We start from the raw sequence: 19,378 nt of genomic DNA on the forward strand, positions 1-19,378 counted from the left end.
TGTCTCCCGGCCTTACGCGAGGGCCTTTTTCGCCGCAGCGGCGATCTTCACCGCATTCGGCAGAACGGCCATTTCCAGCGGCTCGGAATAGGGGATAGCCATGTCGGGCATCGCGACGCGCGCGACCGGCGCATCGAGATCATCGAAACAATGCTCCATGATCGTCGCGGAAAGCTCCGAGGCATAGCCGCAGAAAGTCCAGCCCTCATTGACCACAACGGCGTGGTTGGTCTTGGCGATGGATCCGCGGATCGCATCGAGATCGAGCGGACGCAGCGTGCGCAGATCGATCACTTCGGCTTCGATGCCATCCTTGGCGAGCAGTTTGGCCGCGTTCTCAGCCTCAATCACCATCTTGGACGACGCGAAGATCGAGACATGCTTGCCCTCGACGACGGTTTTCGCCTTGCCGATCGGCACGAGCACTTCGTCACCGTCTGGCACCTCGCCGCGTGTGTTGTAGAGCAGCTTGTGTTCGAGGAAGACGACGGGCTGGCGGTCACGGATGGCCGATTTCAACAGGCCTTTTGCATCCGCGGGCGTAGCCGGCGCGACGACCTTGATGCCGGGAATATGGCAGACCATCGCATCGAGGCTCTTGGCGTGCTGGGCGCCTGTGCCCACGCCGCCGCCGCCCTGCGTGCGCAGCACGAAGGGAATATCCACCTGCCCTTCCCAGAGATAGGTGAAGACCGAGGCCTGGTTGATGAGCGCATCGAGCGACAGCGGCAGGAAATCGGCATACATGATCTCGAGGACAGGGCGCGTGCCGGACATCGCCGCCGTGACCGCCATCGCCGTCAGCGCCTGTTCGGAAATCGGTGTGTCGCGGACGCGCGCATCGCCGAACTCGTCCCGCAAGCCCTTGGAGACCTTGAAGACGCCGCCATATCGTCCGATGTCCTCGCCGAACAGGAACACGCTCGGATCGCGCTGCATCTCCTCCCTGAGGGCGGCGTTCAACGCTTCGGCATAACGCATCACGGTCATCACTTGGTCTCCGAATAGGCGGCCGAGGGGGCATGGATTTCAAAGGTCGGGAACGGGTCGGAGAGCGCGACCTCGAAAGCCTGTGCGACTTCCGCGCGAGCGGCCGCCTCGATGGCGGCAACCGTTTCGGCGCCCACCAATGCGGAAAGCTTCTCCGCCGAAAGCTTGATCGGGTCACGGTCGAGCCAGGGCGCCATTTCCTCCTCGGACTGGTAACCGCCCATGTCGGATGTGGAGAAGCCCTTCACGCGGTAGGTCTTGGCTTCGATAAGGGTGGGACCATCACCGCGGCGAGCACGTTCGGCAGCAGCGGCAACGGCGCGGTAGACCGCTTCGGCATCATTGCCGTCGACGATTTCGCCGGGCATCGCATAACCGGCGGCCCGGATGCTGAGATCCTCCACCGGCGACTGCACCTCCTGGCGCACCGTCAAGCCGTACTGGTTGTTCTCGAGCACGAAAATGACCGGCAGTTTCCAAAGCCCCGCCATGTTCATCGCCTCGTGGCAGATGCCGGTCTGGGCTGCGCCGTCTCCGAACACCACCATGGAGACACGGTCCTGCTTGAGGATCTGCATGGACAGCGCCATGCCCGTCGCGGCCGGAATACCGGCGCCGACGATGGCGTTGCCGCCGAGCATGCCGGTCTTCACGTCGCCCAGCAGCATATGCCCGCCGCGGCCCTTGCAGTAACCAGTCTCACGGCCGAAGATCTCGGCGACGATACCGCGCGTCGTCAGGCCCTTGCCGACATAGACATGATGGCCGCGGTGGGTGGTGCAGACGTAGTCGTCTGCGCGCAGGGCCGCACAGGCTGCAACGCCCACGGCCTCCTGTCCGTCGCAGCGATGAATGGGGCCACGGGTCTTGCCTTCCTTGGCATAGGTGCCAAGCACTTCCTCAAGTTCACGCGTCACCACCATCTTGTGGTGGATGTCCTTCAGTTCGTCCGTGGATGGCGCGTTGATCATCATCGTCCTCGTGGCCTAATTTGTTATAACACGTATCATAACGGAGAAGCCGCGCAATTTGTTTTTTGATGCAAACCCGAAAATTCGCGTGAAAATCGCACGAATTATCCAATATTGAACATAAAAACATGTACTTACCAGATTTCTCGGATCAGTGCGTGAATCATCTGGACAAATTTGAAGCCTCGATCATTATATAACAAATAACTTTTGGCGGCCGGGTGGTCCGGCTTGTCGGCAAGCAGCAAAAAAGGGGAATCCATGTCTATCAAGTCGACACTTGTCGCCGCGCTCGCGGGTACGGTTCTGCTTTCGGTCGCACCGGCCCATGCAGAGTTCGGCGACACCCTGAAGAAGGTGAAGGAGCGCGGCGCTCTCGCCTGCACCGGCCACAACGGCTCCTACATGGGCCTTGCCGAAGTGGACGACAAAGGCAACTGGAAGGGCTTCGACATCGATCTGTGCCATGCCGTTGCGACGGCGATCTTCGGCACGTGGGAAGGTCATGTCGATATCAAGCCGACCAGCTGGGCACAGCGCTGGCCGTCGCTCCAGTCGGGAGAACTGGATATGGTCATCAAATCGTCCGGCTGGACGTTCAGCCGCGACACCGAAATCCGCGCCCAGTTCGCGCAGCCCTACATGATGGCCGCGATTCATTACATGGTGCGCAAGGACCTGAACGTCGCCTCGGCCAAGGATCTCGACGGCGGCACGCTTTGCCTGCCGAGCGGCACCACCATGGAACGCTACGCCGTCGAGCACGAGGCGCAGAACGGCTACAAGCTGAACGTCGTTCCCTTCGAGAAGACCGAAGAAGCCAACGCAGCCTTTCTTGCCGGCCGTTGCGACGCCATGATGGAATGGGATCTGCAGCTCGGCGTCCTGCGCGCCACGGAAGCCAAGAACCCCGACGAGTTCGTCATCCTGCCGGACGTCCTCTCGGCCGAGCCGGTCGGCATCGTCATGCGCCAGGGCGACGACAACTGGGTCGACATCGCCAACTGGGTGCAGACCGCGCTCCTGCTTGCCGAACAGGCCGGCGTGACGAGCGAAAATGTCGATGAGATGAAAGCCAACCCGCCGACGCCCGCCATCGGCAAGCTGCTGGGCGCGACGCCCGGCATGGGCACGCCGCTCGGACTTACTGACGACTGGGGCTACAACGTCATCAAGACCGTCGGCAACTACGCCCAGATCTGGGACCGCAACATCGGCAAGGACTCGCCCTACAAGGTCGAGCGCGGTGTAAACGCCCTGATGAAGAACGGCGGCATCCTCTATCCGCTCGTTCTCGACTGATCCTTCTCCCAAGGCTGGTCGCCGGCGCATGACGCGCCGGCGACCCCGATGACAGCGGAGGGCTGTTCCCATGCAGATGTTCAGAAACAGAAAAACGCGCAGCCTCGCCTATCAGGTGGCGTTTCTTGCCATTCTCGCCCTCGTCGTCTTCGGCGCCGTACATGAGGCATCGAGGAAGCTGGCCGCACAAGGCATGACCAGCGGTTTCGATTTCCTCTACAAATCAACCGGCTTCCGGATCGGCTTCTCGCTCGTCCCGTTCGATCCGTTCGAAAGCTACCTTCAGATGTTGTGGGTCGGCATCGCGAACACCATCTTCCTCGGCATTCTCAGCATCATCCTGGCCAACATCGTCGGCCTGGTCATCGCCTCCTTCCGGATTTCCTCCAATGGCGTGCTCAACGATATCGGCACCCTCTACATCGAGACGTTCCGCAATGTCCCGCTCATCCTGCAGGCCCTGTTCTGGTATGCGGCGCTGACCCATTTGCCGCCGACGAAACAGGCCTATTCGCTATTCGACGCCATCTTCCTGTCGGCCCGCGGCATGTTCGTGCCCAGCCTCAACGTCGGTGGCCAGTGGTTTGCCGCCGTCGCGCTGGCATTGCTGTTCGGCCTGTCCTTGCTTGCCTGGTTTTCCATGTCGCGCCGCTTCCGGCGCGTGAAGAACCGCGGCACGCTCCAGTTCGTCCTCGCTGGCCTGACACTTGCTGCCATGGTCGGCATTCTCGCTTATGCGCGCGAGCCGGGCTCGGACATTTTTTCCGTCCCGGAACTGCGCGGCCTGAATTTCCGTGGCGGCATCACCATTCCGCCGGAATTGTCAGCGCTGGCGATCGCCACCGCCATCTATGGCGGCGCCTATATCGCGGAGGTCATTCGCGCCGGCTTCCAGTCCGTCGGCAAGGGCCAGGTCGAGGCGGCCCGTGCGCTTGGTCTGTCTTCCTGGCACGTCTTTTCCCGCGTCCATCTGCCGCTCGCCATCCGCGCGGTGCTACCGACCCTGATCAACCAGTATGTCTGGCTCTTCAAGGCGACCACGCTCGGCATCGTCGTCGGTTTTGCCGACTTCTTCTCGGTCATTTCGGTTTCCATCAACCAGAGCGGCCAGACGCTGGAGCTGATCGCCATCCTGATGGCCGGCTTCCTGATCATGAACAACACGCTCTCCTTCGTCCTCAATCGCGTCAACAAGGCGATTGCCCTCAAGGGCACGCAGTTGAGAACCTGAGGAGAGCGCCATGACCGCCGTTTCCGACATGAACACACCCCGGCAAACGCTTAACGTCGGCTTTCGGCCCGACGGGCTCGCAACGCGCCTTCGCCGGCGCTACTTCCGCACCCCCGCCAACGCGTTGATCTCGCTCCTGGGCATGGCAGCTCTCCTCTACCTCGCCTATCATGCGCTCGATTGGGCGGTGTTGAAGGCAGTGTGGTCTTCCCCGGATGGCACGTCCGCCGTCTGCCGCGACATCGCGGGCGCCTGCTGGGCTGTGATCCAACAACGGTGGCGTATCATCATCTTCGGCCTGTTTCCCTATGACGAACAGTGGCGCTCCATGCTGGCCTGCGTCGTCATGGTCGTGACGATCGTGCTGTCTTGCCTGCCATGGTTCTGGAAACCGCTGCGGCTTTCCATCCTCTGGTGCGCCGGCTTCGTCATCTTCTATGTGCTGATGCGCGGCGGCCTTTTCGGCATGCGGGCCGTCATGCCCGCCGATTGGGGCGGGCTGACGCTTACGGTGTTTCTCTATGCCGCCGGCGTCCTGATCGGCATGCCCATGGCCATTGCCATGGCGCTACTGCGCCGTTCCGAAATGCCGCTCGTCTCCAGAATGACCGGTGCCCTGATCGACGGTGTCCGCTCCCTGCCCCTCGTCACCATCCTGTTTACAGCCGCCCTTATCTTCCCCTTCGTCCTGCCGGATTGGCTTCAAGGCGACAAGATCTGGCGCGTCATCATCGGTTTTGCTCTCTTCTTCGCCGCTTATCAGGCAGAGATCATACGCAGCGGCATTCAGTCCATCCCCGTTGGCCAGGAAGAGGCGGCCAAGGCGCTCGGGCTGAGCTACTGGCAGCGAACCGGCCGCATCATGCTGCCCCAGGCCTTCCGCAATGCCCTGCCGCCGACGATCAACCAGCTCGTCATCACCTTCAAGGAAACGTCGCTGATCGTCATCATCGGCTTCTTCGACATCCTCGCGTCGGGCAATGCCGCCTACGGCACCGGCGAATGGTCCTTCGCCTATTTCGAGGTCTACATCTTCGTGGCGCTCGTCTACTTCGTGTTCGTCTTCAGCCTTTCCCGCTATGGCGCCTATCTCGAGCGGCGCATGCGTTTCGGCCAGCATTGAAAGAAACCCTCATGAGTGAAGCCGCAATACGCATCACCGGCATGAACAAGTACTACGGCCGGTTTCAGGTCCTACGGGACATCAACCTCGATGTCGGCTCGGGCGAACGGATCGTCATCTGCGGACCGTCGGGCTCGGGCAAATCGACGCTGATCCGCTGCATCAACCGCCTGGAAGAACACCAGCAAGGCCGCATCGACGTGCTGGGAACGGAGCTGAACGACGATATCGACAATATCGACCATATCCGGCGTGACGTCGGCATGGTTTTTCAGCACTTCAATCTCTTCCCGCACCTGACCGTGCTGGAAAACTGCACCCTTGCGCCGGCGCTTGCCCGCAAGATCCCGGCCGAGGAAGCCGAGGCGACCGCCATGACCTATCTGGAGCGCGTGCGCATTCCCGAGCAGGCATCCAAATTTCCGGGCCAGCTCTCCGGCGGCCAGCAGCAGCGCGTGGCTATTGCCCGCGCACTCTGCATGAAACCCAAGATCCTGCTCTTCGACGAGCCCACATCGGCGCTCGATCCGGAGATGATCAAGGAAGTGCTCGATGTCATGGTGGAACTCGCCAGTGACGGCATGACCATGCTTTGCGTCACGCACGAAATGGGCTTCGCACGACAAGTGGCCGACCGGGTCATCTTCATGGACAAGGGCGAAATCGTCGAGCAGGGCCGGCCGGCCGAACTTTTCGATAATCCGAAGAACGAGCGCACACGCACGTTCCTCAGCCAGGTGCTCAGCCACTGAACCGGGGAGAGACGGCCGCCGCCTCTTTCCGTCCGCCATCAATCACGTGTAAAGTGGTGCAGCAAATAACAATACACGCCTCAGTTATCGGGCTGGAGGCGTCTCGGGTGCCGGCGACAAAATGAACAAGACGAAGACCGAAGACACCTCCTTCGCCGGCATCGATCTGGCACCGATCGGCCGTAGCGAGACGCTGGGACAGCAGGTGCGCACCCAGCTCGGCAGCGCCATCATGGCCGGCCGTTTCAAGCCGGGCCAGAAGCTCACGATCCGCGCCGTCGCCACGGCGCTCGATGTCAGCCTGACGCCGGCGCGCGAAGCGCTCTACAATCTCGCCGCCGAGGGCATTCTGGAAATGCGCTCGAACGGCTCGGTCTATGTGCCGACGCTGACGACGGAGCGGATCATCGAGCTCACGAAGATCCGTGCAGCGCTCGAAGGTCTGGCCGCGCGCGAAGCAGCCTTGCGCATCACCGACGTGGAAATCGCCCATATCATCGAAATCAACGACCTGATGGTCCAGGCAAACGAGCGCAAGGACTATGCCCGGGTCATGGAGTTGAACTGGGAATTCCACTTCGCGATCTATCGCGCGAGCGGGATGAATGAGCTGGTACGGATGATCGAAAAGCGCTGGATGATGAACAGCTCCTATCTCAACGTCATCTATCCCCGCTTCGGTCAGATCGAACAGGGCATCAACAATCACCAGATGATGGTGCGTGCGCTTCAATCGCGCGATCCCGAGCGCCTTGCCAGCGCTGTCGTCGTCGACATCAACTTCGCGGCAGATACGCTGGTCGATATGATCAAGGCCCAGCAGGGCACCGAGCGCCGGCACAAGGCGGCGCGCTGAGATAGGTGCGCTCGCGGGCGTCATGGCGTCGTCGCTCAAGCGTTGCGCCGACCATCTCTCCCAAAACTCAATCTTCTCGCAAAAAGCCTGATTTCCAATCTGATCCTTGACGCGAAAAGCTGCATCGCGTTAAATGTTACAACAAATAACATATACCTCCGGGAGGACGCGAATGACGGGAACGGCCATCGTAACGGGCGCGACGGGAGGCATCGGTGATGCGGTCACCAAGCGCCTGGCCAGCGAAGGTTTTCGCGTGATTGCTGTCGGCACCCGCCGCGCGGCTCTCGATGATCTCTGTGAACGATACGGGTGCGAGGGTATCGCCGTCGACATCGGCGACGCGGCTGCCGTCGAGGCGGCCCTTGCAGGGCTGACCGCGGATGTTCTTGTTCACGGCGCCGGCATCCTCGGCCCGAACCTGCCCATCCACAAGACACCGGCGGAGACGATTGCCGGGTTGATCGCCGTCAATCTCACCGGCCTGTTCAATGTGCTGCGCGCAGTTGTCCCTGGAATGGTTGAACGGCAGCGCGGCAGCATCGTTCTCCTCGGCTCCATCTGCGGCAATATCCCCGGCGCGGGCCCGGGCGCCTACAGCGCCACCAAGGCGGCCATGCAGTCGGTCGCCGCCAACCTGCGGTTCGAATTGCAGGAAACACCGGTGCGTGTCGGCGAGATCCGCCTCGGCCGTGTTCGCACAGGCATTCACAACCAGCTCGAAATGGATGCTGATTTTTATGACGGCTATGAGTGCATCCTGCCCGAAGACGTCGCCGCGACGACCTCGCATATGCTTGCAACCCCGCCGGCCGTCGACCTTTCCATCATCGAGATGCTTCCCACCCGGCAGGTCGTCGGCGGCACACGCTTCTCGAAGAGCTGATCCCCTTCCCATCCAACGAAAGGCCCCATCATGTGCAACGGCACCGCCCACCACGGCTCCATCAATTACACGACCATTGCGCTCGATGCGTGCCTGCCGCTTGCACAGCGTCTGCAACGCGAAGGCAAGCCCTGGCACTCGCATGTGCTGTCCCCCGGCTGCCGGTTCAACCCGTTCGATGGCCGCTATGCTGCCGTCGTGGAGGACGACGCGACGCACACCGCCTATATCGCGCCGTCCGACGGATTTCCCGAAGTCGACAAGCAACTGGTGAGGATGCTGCATGGCGACGACATTCTCGACGCCGGTCATCCGTCCAGCGCCGAAGACACGCTTCTCGATGGTTCACCGCTGCTCAAGCGTCTCGTGGAGATCGATAGCGCCGGAAAATCCTGGCATCACCACATGAACTTCCCCGATTGCGCGCTGAATCCGCATCGCGGCCGCTGGGCCATCACCATCGAATGTGGTGAAGAGCAGTTTTCAGAAAGCTACGACGATGAACCCCGCGACATCCTGCGGGCCATCGAAGTCCGTTATTTCCGCAATCTCGACAAAAAGGCCTAAGCCCTGCCACAGGCGCGCTCAGGCGCGCCTGTCCTTGAGGCGGTTCCAGACGTGCATGCGGTTTGCGACCTGAACCGCGACCGGATGAAAGGCAATCGGCTGCATCGCCGTGACCGGAAGCGGCATCTCGGCATCCGTCCGCCGACCCGCCGCCCACCGTCCCATTTCCTGCCCAAGCGCCATGGAAAGCGCAACACCACGTCCGGAATAGACCCCGCCAAAGACGAGGCCGGGCGCCAGCCGATGGAGATGCGGCGTGAGATCCGGCACCACGGCAAAGGTACCGCTCCAGTACTCAGCAATAGGCGGCTCTCCGCCGAGCGCCTTGAAGGTGCGCGCCAGCATGCGCGCCACCTTGGCGCGACCGCGCCTGTCCTCGTCATGCCAGAATGTGTGCGTCGCACCGCTGACGAGCCTGCCATCGCAATCGTAATGGAAATAGCGCAGGTCGTTGTGCATATCGGAAACGGCCGGATTGCCGACGAGGACCTGCGCCTTGATACCATCGGACAACGGCTCGGTCGCGGCCTGAAAGACCTTCATCGGGATCAGCGTGCGCTTCAGGCCCGGCCACAGATCATCCGTCAGCGCGTTGGTGGCGAGGATAACCTCGCTCGCGGTGACGCTGCCGCCCGTCGAATAGACCCGCCAACCGCGTTCCACCCTTTCGATGCGCACAGCGCGCGTGTTCTCGAATATATGCACGCCTTCCCGCTCGACGGCATCAGCCAGCCCCACCGTCATGGCGAAGGGGTTGATGTGCCCCGAATTATGGACCATCCAGCCGGCGCGATAAGGGCTGCCGACGCGGCGTGTCACCTCATCGCGATCGAGCCACGAGACATGCGCTCCAAAAGCCCGCCACTCATCGTGGAACTGCCGCGCGCGGGCACATGTCGCCTCCGTGTGGGCAGGTTGTATCCAGCCCTCCTGAACCTGATGCGCATCGATGCCGAAGCGCTGCATCAAGCCGAAGGCGACATCCGCCGCGCTCGCGACGAGCGCGTTGAAGCGATCACCGTGCGTCCTGCCGAACGCCTTGTCGAACTCCGACGGCGAGGCCTTCGAATGGTGTGAAATGACGAGCCCGTTGTTGCGCCCGGAAGCGGCCGAGCCGATCTCGTTGCCTTCGAGCAGCACGACATCGGTGCCGCTGTCGCGAGCCCCGATCGCCGAGGCCAGGCCTGTAAACCCGCCACCGACGACGAGCACATCGGTTTCGATATCGCCGATGAGCGCTGGAGAAGTCTTGCGGGCCGCTGTCGTCTTCCGCCACAGGTGCGGAGTACTCCAGTCGACCTCAAACATGAATGGTGTCCTCGGTCGCGCCACCGAGATAGTGCTCACCGAGCGCAGAATGCTCCGCCATCTCCTGTGCCGGTCCGTGCAGCTTCACCCGGCCGGTGTTCAGGAGATAACCATAGTCGCCGCATTCCAGCGCAAGCTGGACATTCTGCTCCACGAGCAGGATCGACATGCCGGTTTTCGACAGATCAAGAATGATGCGGAATATCTGGTGCACGATCTTCGGGGCGAGACCAAGCGAGGGCTCGTCCAGCATCAGGAGCTTCGGCTCGGCCATCAGCGCGCGTCCGATCGCCAGCATCTGCTGCTGTCCGCCTGACATGCGGCTCGCCATGCCGTTGCGGCGTTCCTTGAGAACCGGGAAAAGCTCGAAGACCTCCGAACGCAGCGTCTCGAAGCTCTTGCCGGCACGGCCGATATGTGCGGCAACGAGATTTTCCTCGACGGTCAGGCGTTGAAATATCTGCCGGCCTTCGGGGCAATGCGTCAGCCCCAGGCGCACGACCTGCTCCGGCCGGGCTCCCGTGATGTCACGCCCCTCGAAATGGATCGTGCCGGCCGTCGGGCGCGCCACGCCGGAGATGGAGTTCAGGAGCGTGGTCTTGCCGGCACCGTTCGGGCCGAGGATGACGACGATCTCGCGTGCGTCGACCTCGAGATCGACGCCTTCAAGAACGCCGACGCGCCCGTATCCCGAGCTGAGCCCGGCGATCCTGAGCAGCGGCTCTGATGTCATCGATGTCATTGTCGGTCCCCAGATAGGCAAGTTGAACGTCGCTGCTCGCCTGAACTTCAGCGGGCGTGCCTTGGAAGAGAAGTTTGCCGTGGTGCATGACGACGATGCGGTCGCAGAGTGTCATCACCAGGTCCATGTCGTGCTCGACGACCAGCATGATCCGTTCGGGCGAGCGCAGCTCGGCAAGCTTCGCCGTCAGTTCAGCCGTTTCATGATGGTTGAGGCCTGCGGCGGGTTCGTCGAGCAGCAGAACCCGCGGGTTCATCGCCAGCGCGCGGGCGATTTCCAGCATGCGCTGGCGGCCATAGGGGAGGCTGCCGGCTTCTGCATCCGCATGACCCTCGAGCCCGAAGAAGCGCAGGATCTCCATCGCGCTTTCGCGGCGCGCCGCCGCTCTCGCCCGGCCATAGGGCGGCCAGAGCACCTCCCGCCAGACATTGCGCACCTCGGCCGGGTAGGCGCAGACCTCCAGGTTTTCAAGCACCGTCATCTGGTCGAAAAGCCGGATATTCTGATAGGTCCGCGCGATGCCGGAATTGGCGATCTGGTGTTTCTTCATCCCATCGAGGCGACGTCCGTCCAGCGAGATGGAGCCGGCCGAAACGGTGTAGGAACCGGCCGTCATGTTGATGAGCGTCGACTTGCCGGCACCGTTCGGGCCGATCACGCCATAGATGAGGCCGGGCGCGAAGTCCGTCGAGACATCGTTGATCGCGACATTGGCGCCATATTGCTTGCGCAGGTTGTTGAAGACGAGCGTCATTTGCCGAAAAGTCCCCGAATGAGTTTTTCCGGGCCGAAGGTCCGCGGCACGATGCCTGCCGGGCGCACGATGATCAGCACGACCATCAAGACACCGAGGAAGAGGATGCGCCACTCGGCGAATTCGCGCAGCACTTCCGGCAAGAGGATGAGAATGGCCGCTCCTGCGACGATGCCGAGGATGTTGCCGATGCCGCCGATGACGATCATCAGAACGATCAAAACCGATTCCTGCAGGGTGAAGCTTTCCGGGCTGACGAAACGCTGCGAGGCCGCAAAGATCGTTCCGGCAATCGCGCCGATCGTGGCGGATGTCGCGAAAGCCGTAAGCTTGGCATTGGTGGTATTGATGCCGATGCCGCGCGCGGCATCCTGGTCCTCGCGGATTGCTGCCCAGGCCTTGCCCAGGATCGAGCGTTCGAGGCGCCAGACGAAAAGGCCGACCAAAAACACGGTGACGAGGAGCAGCCAATAGATTTCCACCGGCCGCGCTATTTCGACGCCGAGAATGGATGCCTTGTCGAGCCGCGCGATGCCCTTCGGCCCACCCGTCAGCCAGTCGACATTGTTGATGACGATACGGATGATTTCGCCGAAGCCGAGTGTGACGATGGCGAGGTAATCGCCCCTCAGCTTCAGGACAGGGATGCCGAGAAGGATGCCCGTGATCATGCCCAGCACGGCCGCGATGCCGACAATGAGAAGGAACGGCAGGTGCAGATCGAGTTGCGGGCTTGCCAGCAGCGCGTAGGTGTAAGCGCCGACCGCATAAAAGGCCACGAAGCCGAGATCGAGAAGCCCCGTATAGCCGATGACGATGTTGAGGCCTATGCCCAGCAGGATGTAGATGAGCAGGCTGTTGACGACACGGATATGGTAGTTTGGCAGGAACGGCGTTGCGGCCGCCAGCGCAACGATAGCGGCAAGCACCAGAACGGCCACGAGACGCGAGGCCTGGGGCTTTACGGATAGAGAAGTGCTGGTGTTGGACATCAGAACTCCCTCTTGTAGACCATGCTTTCCTCGGAAACGGGCTCACCGAGAATGCCGGCGGGCTTCACGAGAAGCACGAGAATGAGAATGGCGAAGGACAACACATCGCGATACTCCGTACCGAGCACACCATTCGTGATGAGCGGCAGGAGCGCAGTCCCGCCGACTTCGACGAAAGCGAGGATATACGCGCCCAGCATCGCACCGGGGATGGAGCCGATGCCGCCGAGAATGGCCGCCGTGAAAGCCTTCAAGCCGATCACGGCGCCCATGGTCGGCGACATGATACCGTAGTAGCTGGCATAGAGAATGCCCCCGGCGGCACCGAGCAGTGGACCGGAGAAGAACACTGCCGAGATCGCCAGGTTGACATTGATGCCGAGCAGCTGCGCCGTCGGACGGCTCTCGGAAACGGCGCGCACGATGATGCCCATGCGGCTGCGGTTCACCAGCGTATAGAGCGCAAACATCAGCACGAAAGCGGCGACGAGAATGCCGATCTGGACCGACGTGACCGTGCCGCCCATGAAGTCGTAGCGCGTCGCCGGGAAGAAGCTCGGAAACGCCACGGGTTGCGGGCCGGCCAGGATCTGAACGCCGGTGACAAGCGTCAGCGAGACGCCGAGGGACGACAGCATCGGCGCAAGGCGCGTGGAATTGCGCAATGGCTTGTAAGCCAACCGCTCGATGCCCACACCGAAAAAGCCGACGGCTATCACGGCGCCGAAGAATGCCAGTGTGAGGCCGAAGGCGCCAACCGCTCCGATGTCGCCGACGAACACCGTCAGCACGAGAAAGGCTGCATAAGCACCGAGCATGAACATCTCGCCATGCGCGAAATTGATCATCCGCAGCACGCCATAGACCATCGTGTAGCCGAGCGCGATGAGTGCGTAGATGGAGCCGATGGTCAGAGCGTTGACCGTCTGTTGAATGAAGGTTCCCAGCATGGATATCCTGCCCGGAAGAGTTCGCGGCAATGGCGGCGAACGGGAATAGGTGCGCGGCGGCGGCACGAGATCACCGGCCGTACGGCGAAGGACGGACCGGCCTGGAAGGCCGGCCCGAAACCATTACTTGGAGCCAGCCAGTTTGAAGTCCTTGCCTTCCACCTTGTAGAGGTAGGAGGGCGCGACCTTCAGCTCGCCGATATCGTCGAATTCGAGTTCACCCACGGCGGTCTGAACTTTGACCGCATGCAGCGCATCGTTGATTTCCTCACGCGACAGACCCTTGGTCGACTTCAGCACCGCCTCGAGAATCTGGCCGTGGACATAGCCGTAGATCGAGTACGGGCCGGCCTCCTCGCCATATTTTTCCTTGTAGAGCTTGGCGAATTCGGCAATGGCCGGGGAGGCGTCCATCGGCGGAACCTGAATGGCGACCATCGTGCCCTGAACGTTTGCCTCGCCTGCCTGCGCAATGAAATCGGGGGTATAACCGCCATCGGGCACCATGAGCGACGCATTTACACCCTGCTCATGCATCTGCTTGGCGAAAAGCGCGATTTGCGGCATGACCGCGCCGACATAGATGACGTCAGGCGATTTCGCCTTGATCTGTGCGAGCACGGACGTGAAGTCCACGTCAGTCGGTGCAACAGCGAGCGTGTCGAGCACCTGACCGCCGCCGGCCGTGAAGTTCTTTCCGAAAATTTCGGAAATGCCCTGACCGAACACCTGCTTGTCGCTGACGATAACGGCGGTCTTGGCATTGAGCTTCTGCAGAGCATATTCAGCAGGCAGCAGTGCATTTGCCAGATCGTTTGCGACCGGGCGTACCATGAACTTGTAGCCCTGCTTGGTCAGATCGGGATTGGAGCCGAACGTCATGGTCGGCAGTTCGCAATCCTCATAGATCGGAAGCGTGGACTGGGCGACACCGGAATTGAAGTTCACGAGCCCGATGACGACGCTGTCGTCATCGCAGAATTTCTGCGCAACGAGCGTGCCTTCACGCGGGTCGGCCTTGTCGTCCTGCTGGTTGTACTTGATCGTCACGCCGTTGACGCCACCTTCGGCGTTCAGCTTGTCCCAGTACAGCTTGAAGCCGTTGTGCCAGGTGTTGCCGAAATAGGCCTGCGGACCCGACAAGGGAGCAGCGAGACCAACGGAGATTTCTTCGGCGAAGCCCGGCGTGGCGAGCAGCGTGACGCCGAGGCAAAGTGAAGCAGCGATTTTCATGTGAGTTCCCCTGTGATGGACGCTACGCGAGTGTCGGCCGGCCGTTACGGTCTCTCGCCATGCACATAAGGAAGCAGACATTTAATGCCACGTCAATAAAGTGTCGACACTATTGCGTTCAATTTTTGCATCAACCGCCTTTTACCCTACGGCGCCCCCGTGCCGGCGCGGCAGGATCCGGCGCGGTGTAGACCTTCAGCAAGGCGTCCTTCAGGGCGTCCTGCGTTGCTGAAACGGACATTTCGATATGGTCGCGCAGCAGTTTCATTCCACGTTCCGCATCCCGCCGGACCGCAGCTGCGACGATCTCGGAATGAGACGAGACCTGACGGGGATCATGCGTGCGCTCGATCTGGATTCGCCGGATGAAACGGATCCGCGCATTGATCGCGGCAAGCTGGTTCACCAGTTCGGGATTGCCGGAAAGCTCGGCGATCAGAAGATGAAAACCCTCGTCCTTCGCCAGAATTTCATCCGGCGGATTGTCCTGATAGCCATCCACGATGCTGGCCCAGTAGGCCGTCAAACGCCCGATATCCGCATCAACGGCCCGTTCGCACATCAGGCGGAACGCCGCGCACTCGATAATGGAGCGCAACTCGTAGAGGTCGATCAGGCCCTCCGTCGACAGGCTGCGCACGAAGAACCCGCGGTTCGGCGTGAGCGACACGAAACCTTCCGAGGCAAGCCGGTTGAGCGCTTCGCGGATAGGCGTGCGGGAGACGCCAAGACTGCGCGAAAGCTGCACCTCGTTCAACCGCGCATCGGGCTTGAGCTTGAATTCGACGAGAAGCTGGCGGATCGTGTTGTATGCGCGTTCGCTGCTGTCGGCCGATCGACGGCTGTCCTGCTCGGATTCAACCATCGCCGTGCCTGCCGCTTCCATATCGATTCTTTCCGTCATGGCGCTTCCTGCGTCTTGTCGCCTGCAATGATAGTGTCTACAGTTTTGTACAATATCTTTTTTCTCAACTTCGCGTCGATGGCAAGCCGCCGTCATCACTTTGGAGGCGAACGGTGATTATTGGCATCATTGGCGTTGGTCACCTCGCAGCTTCAATCCTATCCGGGCTCGTAGGCGCGGGTGTTGATCCCGCCGACATTCTCCTGTCCCCACGCGGGCAGGCACATGCGCTTTCCGCGCGCTGGGGCATTCCCCTCGCCGCCGATAACGACGATCTCGTGAATCGCGCGGACATTGTGCTGCTTTCCGTGCGCCCTGTCGATGCGCACACCGCGGCTGCCGACCTGCCCTGGCGCCCCGGCCAGACGCTCGTGTCATTTTGCGCCGGCGTGACGATTTCTCGTCTTGAAGCAGGTCCCGCCCGCGTGATGCGCGCCATGCCGCTGACATCGGCCGCGATCAATGCAAGCCCGACCGTGTGCTTCCCCGCAACCGGACCGGCTATCGCGGTGTTGGAGAAGCTCGGACCGGTCATCCCGCTCGGCAGTGAAGAGGAGTTCGAAGTGGCCACCGTCAACGCCGCGGTCTATGGCTGGGCGCAGGATCTCATCCGGCAATCAGCCGACTGGACGACCGCGCGGGGTGGCGATGCAATGGCCATGCGCAAACTGGCCGCCCTGACCTTCGTCGCGGCCGGCCGGCTGATCGCGGAGACCGACAAGCCCATGGAAACGTTGATCGGGGAACTGGTGACGCCCGGCGGCATCACCGAGCTGGGTCTTGGTGTCCTGGCAAGGGAGGGCCAGCCGCAGGCATGGCAGGCCGCCTGCGACGCCGTTCTTCAGCGGCTGTCCGGCCGCGTGCCGGCCTGATGGTGGAAGATAACCCTCAATCGAGAGCGGCGCGGAAGGCCTCGTTGAGGTCGTTCCACGGGATCAGCAGGTCGAGCCAGGCGCCGATGCGGCCTGCGACAAGGATTGCCTCGTCAACGAGGGCCGCCAGCGGCACATCCGTCTGCGTCGCGTCACGCAGAGCGAAAAGCAGGTCCGGCGTCTCGTCCATGTGACAGAAGTCGCGCAAGCGCGTCGCCGTCTTGTCGAGCGTGATCGCCATGGCCTGCCGCAGCACGGCGTCATCATACCGAGGCTGGCCGGCTCGAATCCACCAGAGCAGTTCATGCAGGACACGGGCCTCGGCTTCCGCCGCAAAGACCGGGCCGGCAGGGTGCATGATCGCACGGGATATCGTGAGGCGCGCGATATCTTCGGGCATCGCATGCCACAACGCCTTGCGGCGCGACACGAGATCGTCCGGCAACTGCGGCAAAGCTATCGCTCCGGTCGCCTCCCCGTCGGCCAAGGCGAGGGTTCCCTCGATGATCCGATGGCCCTGCTCGTTCTTCAGGGTCGTGGCAAGCTCCGCGATGCCGTCCACCGGTGCATCGAGCTGCCCGAGCACGGTGATCTGCGCATTCTCCGCTTGCAGAGGGGCGAAGGTGATTTCCAGGAACTGACGGACCGGCCAGTAGATAAAGGCGCCGGCCTGCGCATCGAGCACGTGGGTGGCCCCTTCTACATCCTCGACGAAGGGCGCATGCCAGTAAATGTGGCTGCCGGCAATCTTCGGCGTATGAAGCTGAAGGCGTAGCGGCAGGCTCGCAAGCAATGCGGCGCGCGTGCGGGTCGCATTTCCGCTGAGGCGAATTGGCCAGCTCCGACCTTCAGCCGTGAATGTGAGGTACATTTCCGTTCCTTTGTTCCGCAAGTGCGATATGTCCGTCACTCGTATCCCAACTCAATACAAATGTGTAGACACTTTTAAGCGCAGGGATTGGCAATCCCGGATTTCGTCTAAGGAGTCTGCGAATGGGCCCTGAGCGCGACCAGCATTCCATCCAGATCGTGGCAGGGAATGCAGCCGATGGCGGCGATGTCGCTGGAGACGTCAACCGGAAGGCCGGAGTTCGTATCCTTCGGCACCTCATTCAATCTGCCGCCGACAAGAACCGGGAGATCGACGCCCCGCGCTTTCATTGCCGCCTTCACCGCCTTTGCATAGGACAACGCGACACCGTTATAGGTGCTGACCGCGACCATGTCGGCTCCGGCTTCGATGGCGCGCGCCACCAGTGCCTCGGGATCGACCGCGACACCTGCATCGATGGTTTCGACGCCCAGTCCTTCGAAGGCCTTTTCGACGAGATACTTGCCGTGCTCATGGACGTCAGTGGTGCCGATGCAGACGGAAACGGCTGTTGCACCAATGTCCTTGCTGCGCGCGGCGACCCACTCTTCGGCCTTGTGGTTGAGTTCGCGCGCCCACTCGGCGTGAATGAGAGGCGTGCGCGCCCGCGCGCCTGGAGCACCCGGACCGAAGAGGGCTTCCATACGCTTCGGCCCCATGCGGCGGATCGCCAGCAGGAGGGCGGCCGGATCGTCGACGGCCACGCCGCGCGCGGCAAGCCCCTCCAGACTGGACTTGGCAAAACGACGCCCGCCCTCGACAAGCACAGCCGCCATCTTCTCCACCTGCCCCCAGTCGAAGACCGGATCGTAGAACGGCGCCTGCAGGGTCAGCCGGTGCGCGAAGGTCTGCGCGTCGATAATTTCCTCGATATCGGGGATGCGTTGGTTTTCCGTCACCGGAACCGGATTGATCGCATGCCCGGTCGGCCATCGTCCGAGCGCCAGAATGTCGGCCAGCAGATAGCTCGCGAGGCTCGCATAATTGCCTGCAGGGGTCGACTGATAGGCAACGGTGTTGCCGAAGATCATCGTCCCCGGCGTATCGCTGACCTGAACCAGCGCTGCATGGAAGGCCGTACGCGACAGCGGGTCGCTGAAGTGGTGACCATAACAATGGGCCAGACGTGCACCGATGAGATCTTCCACGATATGCTTTTCGATAAGCACCATGCCCAGTGCACATGCCATATCGATGAAGAGCCCCGCAAACCCGTCATCGAGATTGGAATGCACGAGAATTTCGGCATCCTGCGCGGCAATCAGCCCGAGCGCCGTAACCGTCGCCTCGGTGGTGGCAACGTCGTCGTCCCAATAGGGCAGACGGAAGGTGAAGTATTGGCCGAGATTACCGACAGCCGTGGCGCCGGCTGCGATGGCGGCGCGTGTGTTTTCCAGTGCACCGGGAAGGCCAAGCATGAAATCGCCGAAGTGGGCGGCCGCCGGCGCCGCCTCGATGATGCGAGCGAAATCGTCCGGGTCGGTCAGGACGATGCCGGTGCCGCGCGAAGCCCTCGCCCGCCAGGCCTCAGGATATCCCATCGACCAATCGAGCGTGATGCCGAAACGATCGACCGTCACGCCGGCATCCGCACAGGAACCGTGGACTGCGCGGATGCCCTCGATCGTGCGGTTGACATCGCGGAAGCCGATATGGGCGTGCTGCATGATCCGACGGTTTGCAGCAGCCTGCCGCTTCCACGCCGCTTCGGAGGCCACACCCGTTTCGCGCATGAAGCGGCTCGTTCCCAGGCGCCAGTCCCGCGCCATCGCCCGCCCTTGGGCCAGAAGATCCGCTCCCGGTGCAAGGCGCGGATCCTGAAGGCCGGATATGTCGTCTTTGGTCATGATATGATCCAGTCGGCAAAGACAATTTCAGAATGGGCCTGCTGCCCGGGCCGTCCGTCCCTCTCGGGCGTACGTCACCCGTCAAGCGGCGCAGCCTTTGCACGGCATCAGTCCGAAAGGCCGCCACCCTCCAGAGCAAACCGTACACACAACCTAGCGCGCGAAAAGTGTCTACACAATAGTAGACAGATAAAGATTCTTCTCTCTATAGTGCATGCATACGATTG

19 protein-coding genes are annotated in these 19,378 nt (G+C 61.8%); 8 read left to right on the forward strand and 11 right to left on the reverse strand.

The window, feature by feature from the left end; genetic code table 11:
* Positions 1–12 precede the first annotated feature (12 nt).
* Both GR158_RS20160 and GR158_RS20165 read right to left on the reverse strand, forming a co-directional pair.
* The gene (locus tag GR158_RS20160) at positions 13–990 is read right to left on the reverse strand and encodes an alpha-ketoacid dehydrogenase subunit beta (RefSeq protein WP_134646293.1); all 978 of its coding nucleotides are present in this window, start codon (positions 988–990) and stop codon (positions 13–15) included.
* The gene (locus GR158_RS20165) at positions 990–1,961 is read right to left on the reverse strand and encodes a thiamine pyrophosphate-dependent dehydrogenase E1 component subunit alpha (RefSeq protein ID WP_160872338.1); all 972 of its coding nucleotides are present in this window, start codon (positions 1,959–1,961) and stop codon (positions 990–992) included. Before GR158_RS20165 ends, GR158_RS20160 begins: the two co-directional genes overlap by 1 nt.
* Before the next feature lie 261 nt (positions 1,962–2,222).
* Here GR158_RS20165 and GR158_RS20170 point away from each other — a divergent pair, with 261 nt between their 5' ends.
* The 7 genes from GR158_RS20170 to GR158_RS20200 all read left to right on the forward strand — a co-directional run bounded on the left by GR158_RS20170 (position 2,223) and on the right by GR158_RS20200 (position 8,678).
* Positions 2,223–3,263, forward strand: a complete 1,041-nt coding sequence (locus tag GR158_RS20170) for a transporter substrate-binding domain-containing protein (RefSeq protein WP_160872339.1) — start codon at positions 2,223–2,225, stop codon at positions 3,261–3,263.
* A 70-nt stretch (positions 3,264–3,333) separates the two neighbouring features.
* Positions 3,334–4,494, forward strand: coding sequence for an amino acid ABC transporter permease (locus tag GR158_RS20175; protein ID WP_160872340.1), 1,161 nt, complete (start codon positions 3,334–3,336; stop codon positions 4,492–4,494).
* A gap of 10 nt (positions 4,495–4,504) precedes the next feature.
* Positions 4,505–5,617, forward strand: a complete 1,113-nt coding sequence (locus GR158_RS20180) for an amino acid ABC transporter permease (RefSeq protein ID WP_246665727.1) — start codon at positions 4,505–4,507, stop codon at positions 5,615–5,617.
* A gap of 11 nt (positions 5,618–5,628) precedes the next feature.
* Complete coding sequence (locus tag GR158_RS20185) at positions 5,629–6,369, forward strand: amino acid ABC transporter ATP-binding protein (protein ID WP_160872341.1); 741 nt, start codon at positions 5,629–5,631, stop codon at positions 6,367–6,369.
* Positions 6,370–6,490: 121 nt separating this feature from the next.
* Positions 6,491–7,225, forward strand: coding sequence for a GntR family transcriptional regulator (locus tag GR158_RS20190; RefSeq protein WP_160872342.1), 735 nt, complete (start codon positions 6,491–6,493; stop codon positions 7,223–7,225).
* Between the two features lie 172 nt (positions 7,226–7,397).
* The gene (locus GR158_RS20195) at positions 7,398–8,111 is read left to right on the forward strand and encodes an SDR family oxidoreductase (protein ID WP_160872343.1); all 714 of its coding nucleotides are present in this window, start codon (positions 7,398–7,400) and stop codon (positions 8,109–8,111) included.
* A 30-nt stretch (positions 8,112–8,141) separates the two neighbouring features.
* Entirely contained in the window at positions 8,142–8,678 is a 537-nt protein-coding gene (locus tag GR158_RS20200; RefSeq protein ID WP_134646279.1) for a hypothetical protein, read from the forward strand.
* Between the two features lie 18 nt (positions 8,679–8,696).
* Here the strand turns inward: GR158_RS20200 and GR158_RS20205 are convergent, their stop codons facing one another.
* The 7 genes from GR158_RS20205 to GR158_RS20235 form a co-directional block, all read right to left on the reverse strand.
* Positions 8,697–9,986 carry an FAD-binding oxidoreductase gene (locus GR158_RS20205; protein WP_160872344.1) on the reverse strand — a complete coding sequence of 430 codons (1,290 nt, stop codon included), beginning with the start codon at positions 9,984–9,986 and terminating at the stop codon, positions 8,697–8,699.
* A complete protein-coding gene (locus tag GR158_RS20210) occupies positions 9,979–10,728 on the reverse strand; it encodes an ABC transporter ATP-binding protein (RefSeq protein WP_246665728.1) in 750 nt (249 codons plus the stop codon). The genes GR158_RS20205 and GR158_RS20210 overlap by 8 nt, the downstream gene beginning before the upstream one ends.
* A complete protein-coding gene (locus GR158_RS20215; protein ID WP_134646275.1) occupies positions 10,652–11,482 on the reverse strand; it encodes an ABC transporter ATP-binding protein in 831 nt (276 codons plus the stop codon). Before GR158_RS20215 ends, GR158_RS20210 begins: the two co-directional genes overlap by 77 nt.
* Positions 11,479–12,474: a branched-chain amino acid ABC transporter permease gene (locus tag GR158_RS20220; RefSeq protein WP_160872345.1), complete on the reverse strand. Its 996-nt coding sequence runs from the start codon at positions 12,472–12,474 to the stop codon at positions 11,479–11,481. The genes GR158_RS20215 and GR158_RS20220 overlap by 4 nt, the downstream gene beginning before the upstream one ends.
* Positions 12,474–13,424: a branched-chain amino acid ABC transporter permease gene (locus GR158_RS20225; protein ID WP_134646273.1), complete on the reverse strand. Its 951-nt coding sequence runs from the start codon at positions 13,422–13,424 to the stop codon at positions 12,474–12,476. Before GR158_RS20225 ends, GR158_RS20220 begins: the two co-directional genes overlap by 1 nt.
* Before the next feature lie 123 nt (positions 13,425–13,547).
* Positions 13,548–14,657, reverse strand: a complete 1,110-nt coding sequence (locus tag GR158_RS20230) for a branched-chain amino acid ABC transporter substrate-binding protein (RefSeq protein ID WP_160872346.1) — start codon at positions 14,655–14,657, stop codon at positions 13,548–13,550.
* Between the two features lie 130 nt (positions 14,658–14,787).
* Positions 14,788–15,657, reverse strand: a complete 870-nt coding sequence (locus tag GR158_RS20235; RefSeq protein WP_246665729.1) for a GntR family transcriptional regulator — start codon at positions 15,655–15,657, stop codon at positions 14,788–14,790.
* A gap of 17 nt (positions 15,658–15,674) precedes the next feature.
* On the opposite strand from GR158_RS20235, the gene GR158_RS20240 reads away from it, so the two are divergent.
* The gene (locus tag GR158_RS20240) at positions 15,675–16,433 is read left to right on the forward strand and encodes an NAD(P)-binding domain-containing protein (RefSeq protein WP_160872348.1); all 759 of its coding nucleotides are present in this window, start codon (positions 15,675–15,677) and stop codon (positions 16,431–16,433) included.
* 16 nt (positions 16,434–16,449) lie between these two features.
* Here GR158_RS20240 and GR158_RS20245 read toward each other — a convergent pair whose 3' ends face one another.
* Both GR158_RS20245 and GR158_RS20250 read right to left on the reverse strand, forming a co-directional pair.
* Positions 16,450–17,304, reverse strand: a complete 855-nt coding sequence (locus GR158_RS20245) for a hypothetical protein (RefSeq protein WP_160872349.1) — start codon at positions 17,302–17,304, stop codon at positions 16,450–16,452.
* Positions 17,305–17,411: 107 nt separating this feature from the next.
* Positions 17,412–19,151, reverse strand: a complete 1,740-nt coding sequence (locus GR158_RS20250) for a cobalamin-dependent protein (RefSeq protein WP_160872350.1) — start codon at positions 19,149–19,151, stop codon at positions 17,412–17,414.
* Positions 19,152–19,378: the final 227 nt, after the last annotated feature.

Source organism: Shinella sp. AETb1-6 (genome assembly GCF_009826875.1).
Taxonomy (GTDB): domain Bacteria; phylum Pseudomonadota; class Alphaproteobacteria; order Rhizobiales; family Rhizobiaceae; genus Shinella; species Shinella sumterensis.

Bases quoted from the DNA above. Each gene is read 5' to 3' on its own strand.
- GR158_RS20245 (WP_160872349.1), bottom strand. From the start codon at position 17,304: ATGTACCTCACATTCACGGCTGAAGGTCGGAGCTGGCCAATTCGCCTC.
- GR158_RS20185 (WP_160872341.1), top strand. From the start codon at position 5,629: ATGAGTGAAGCCGCAATACGCATCACCGGCATGAACAAGTACTACGGC.
- GR158_RS20215 (WP_134646275.1), bottom strand. From the start codon at position 11,482: ATGACGCTCGTCTTCAACAACCTGCGCAAGCAATATGGCGCCAATGTC.
- GR158_RS20165 (WP_160872338.1), bottom strand. From the start codon at position 1,961: ATGATCAACGCGCCATCCACGGACGAACTGAAGGACATCCACCACAAG.
- GR158_RS20195 (WP_160872343.1), top strand. From the start codon at position 7,398: ATGACGGGAACGGCCATCGTAACGGGCGCGACGGGAGGCATCGGTGAT.
- GR158_RS20175 (WP_160872340.1), top strand. From the start codon at position 3,334: ATGCAGATGTTCAGAAACAGAAAAACGCGCAGCCTCGCCTATCAGGTG.
- GR158_RS20225 (WP_134646273.1), bottom strand. From the start codon at position 13,424: ATGCTGGGAACCTTCATTCAACAGACGGTCAACGCTCTGACCATCGGC.
- GR158_RS20205 (WP_160872344.1), bottom strand. From the start codon at position 9,986: ATGTTTGAGGTCGACTGGAGTACTCCGCACCTGTGGCGGAAGACGACA.
- GR158_RS20220 (WP_160872345.1), bottom strand. From the start codon at position 12,474: ATGTCCAACACCAGCACTTCTCTATCCGTAAAGCCCCAGGCCTCGCGT.
- GR158_RS20170 (WP_160872339.1), top strand. From the start codon at position 2,223: ATGTCTATCAAGTCGACACTTGTCGCCGCGCTCGCGGGTACGGTTCTG.
- GR158_RS20200 (WP_134646279.1), top strand. From the start codon at position 8,142: ATGTGCAACGGCACCGCCCACCACGGCTCCATCAATTACACGACCATT.
- GR158_RS20235 (WP_246665729.1), bottom strand. From the start codon at position 15,657: ATGACGGCGGCTTGCCATCGACGCGAAGTTGAGAAAAAAGATATTGTA.
- GR158_RS20230 (WP_160872346.1), bottom strand. From the start codon at position 14,657: ATGAAAATCGCTGCTTCACTTTGCCTCGGCGTCACGCTGCTCGCCACG.
- GR158_RS20210 (WP_246665728.1), bottom strand. From the start codon at position 10,728: ATGACATCGATGACATCAGAGCCGCTGCTCAGGATCGCCGGGCTCAGC.
- GR158_RS20190 (WP_160872342.1), top strand. From the start codon at position 6,491: ATGAACAAGACGAAGACCGAAGACACCTCCTTCGCCGGCATCGATCTG.
- GR158_RS20180 (WP_246665727.1), top strand. From the start codon at position 4,505: ATGACCGCCGTTTCCGACATGAACACACCCCGGCAAACGCTTAACGTC.
- GR158_RS20250 (WP_160872350.1), bottom strand. From the start codon at position 19,151: ATGACCAAAGACGACATATCCGGCCTTCAGGATCCGCGCCTTGCACCG.
- GR158_RS20160 (WP_134646293.1), bottom strand. From the start codon at position 990: ATGACCGTGATGCGTTATGCCGAAGCGTTGAACGCCGCCCTCAGGGAG.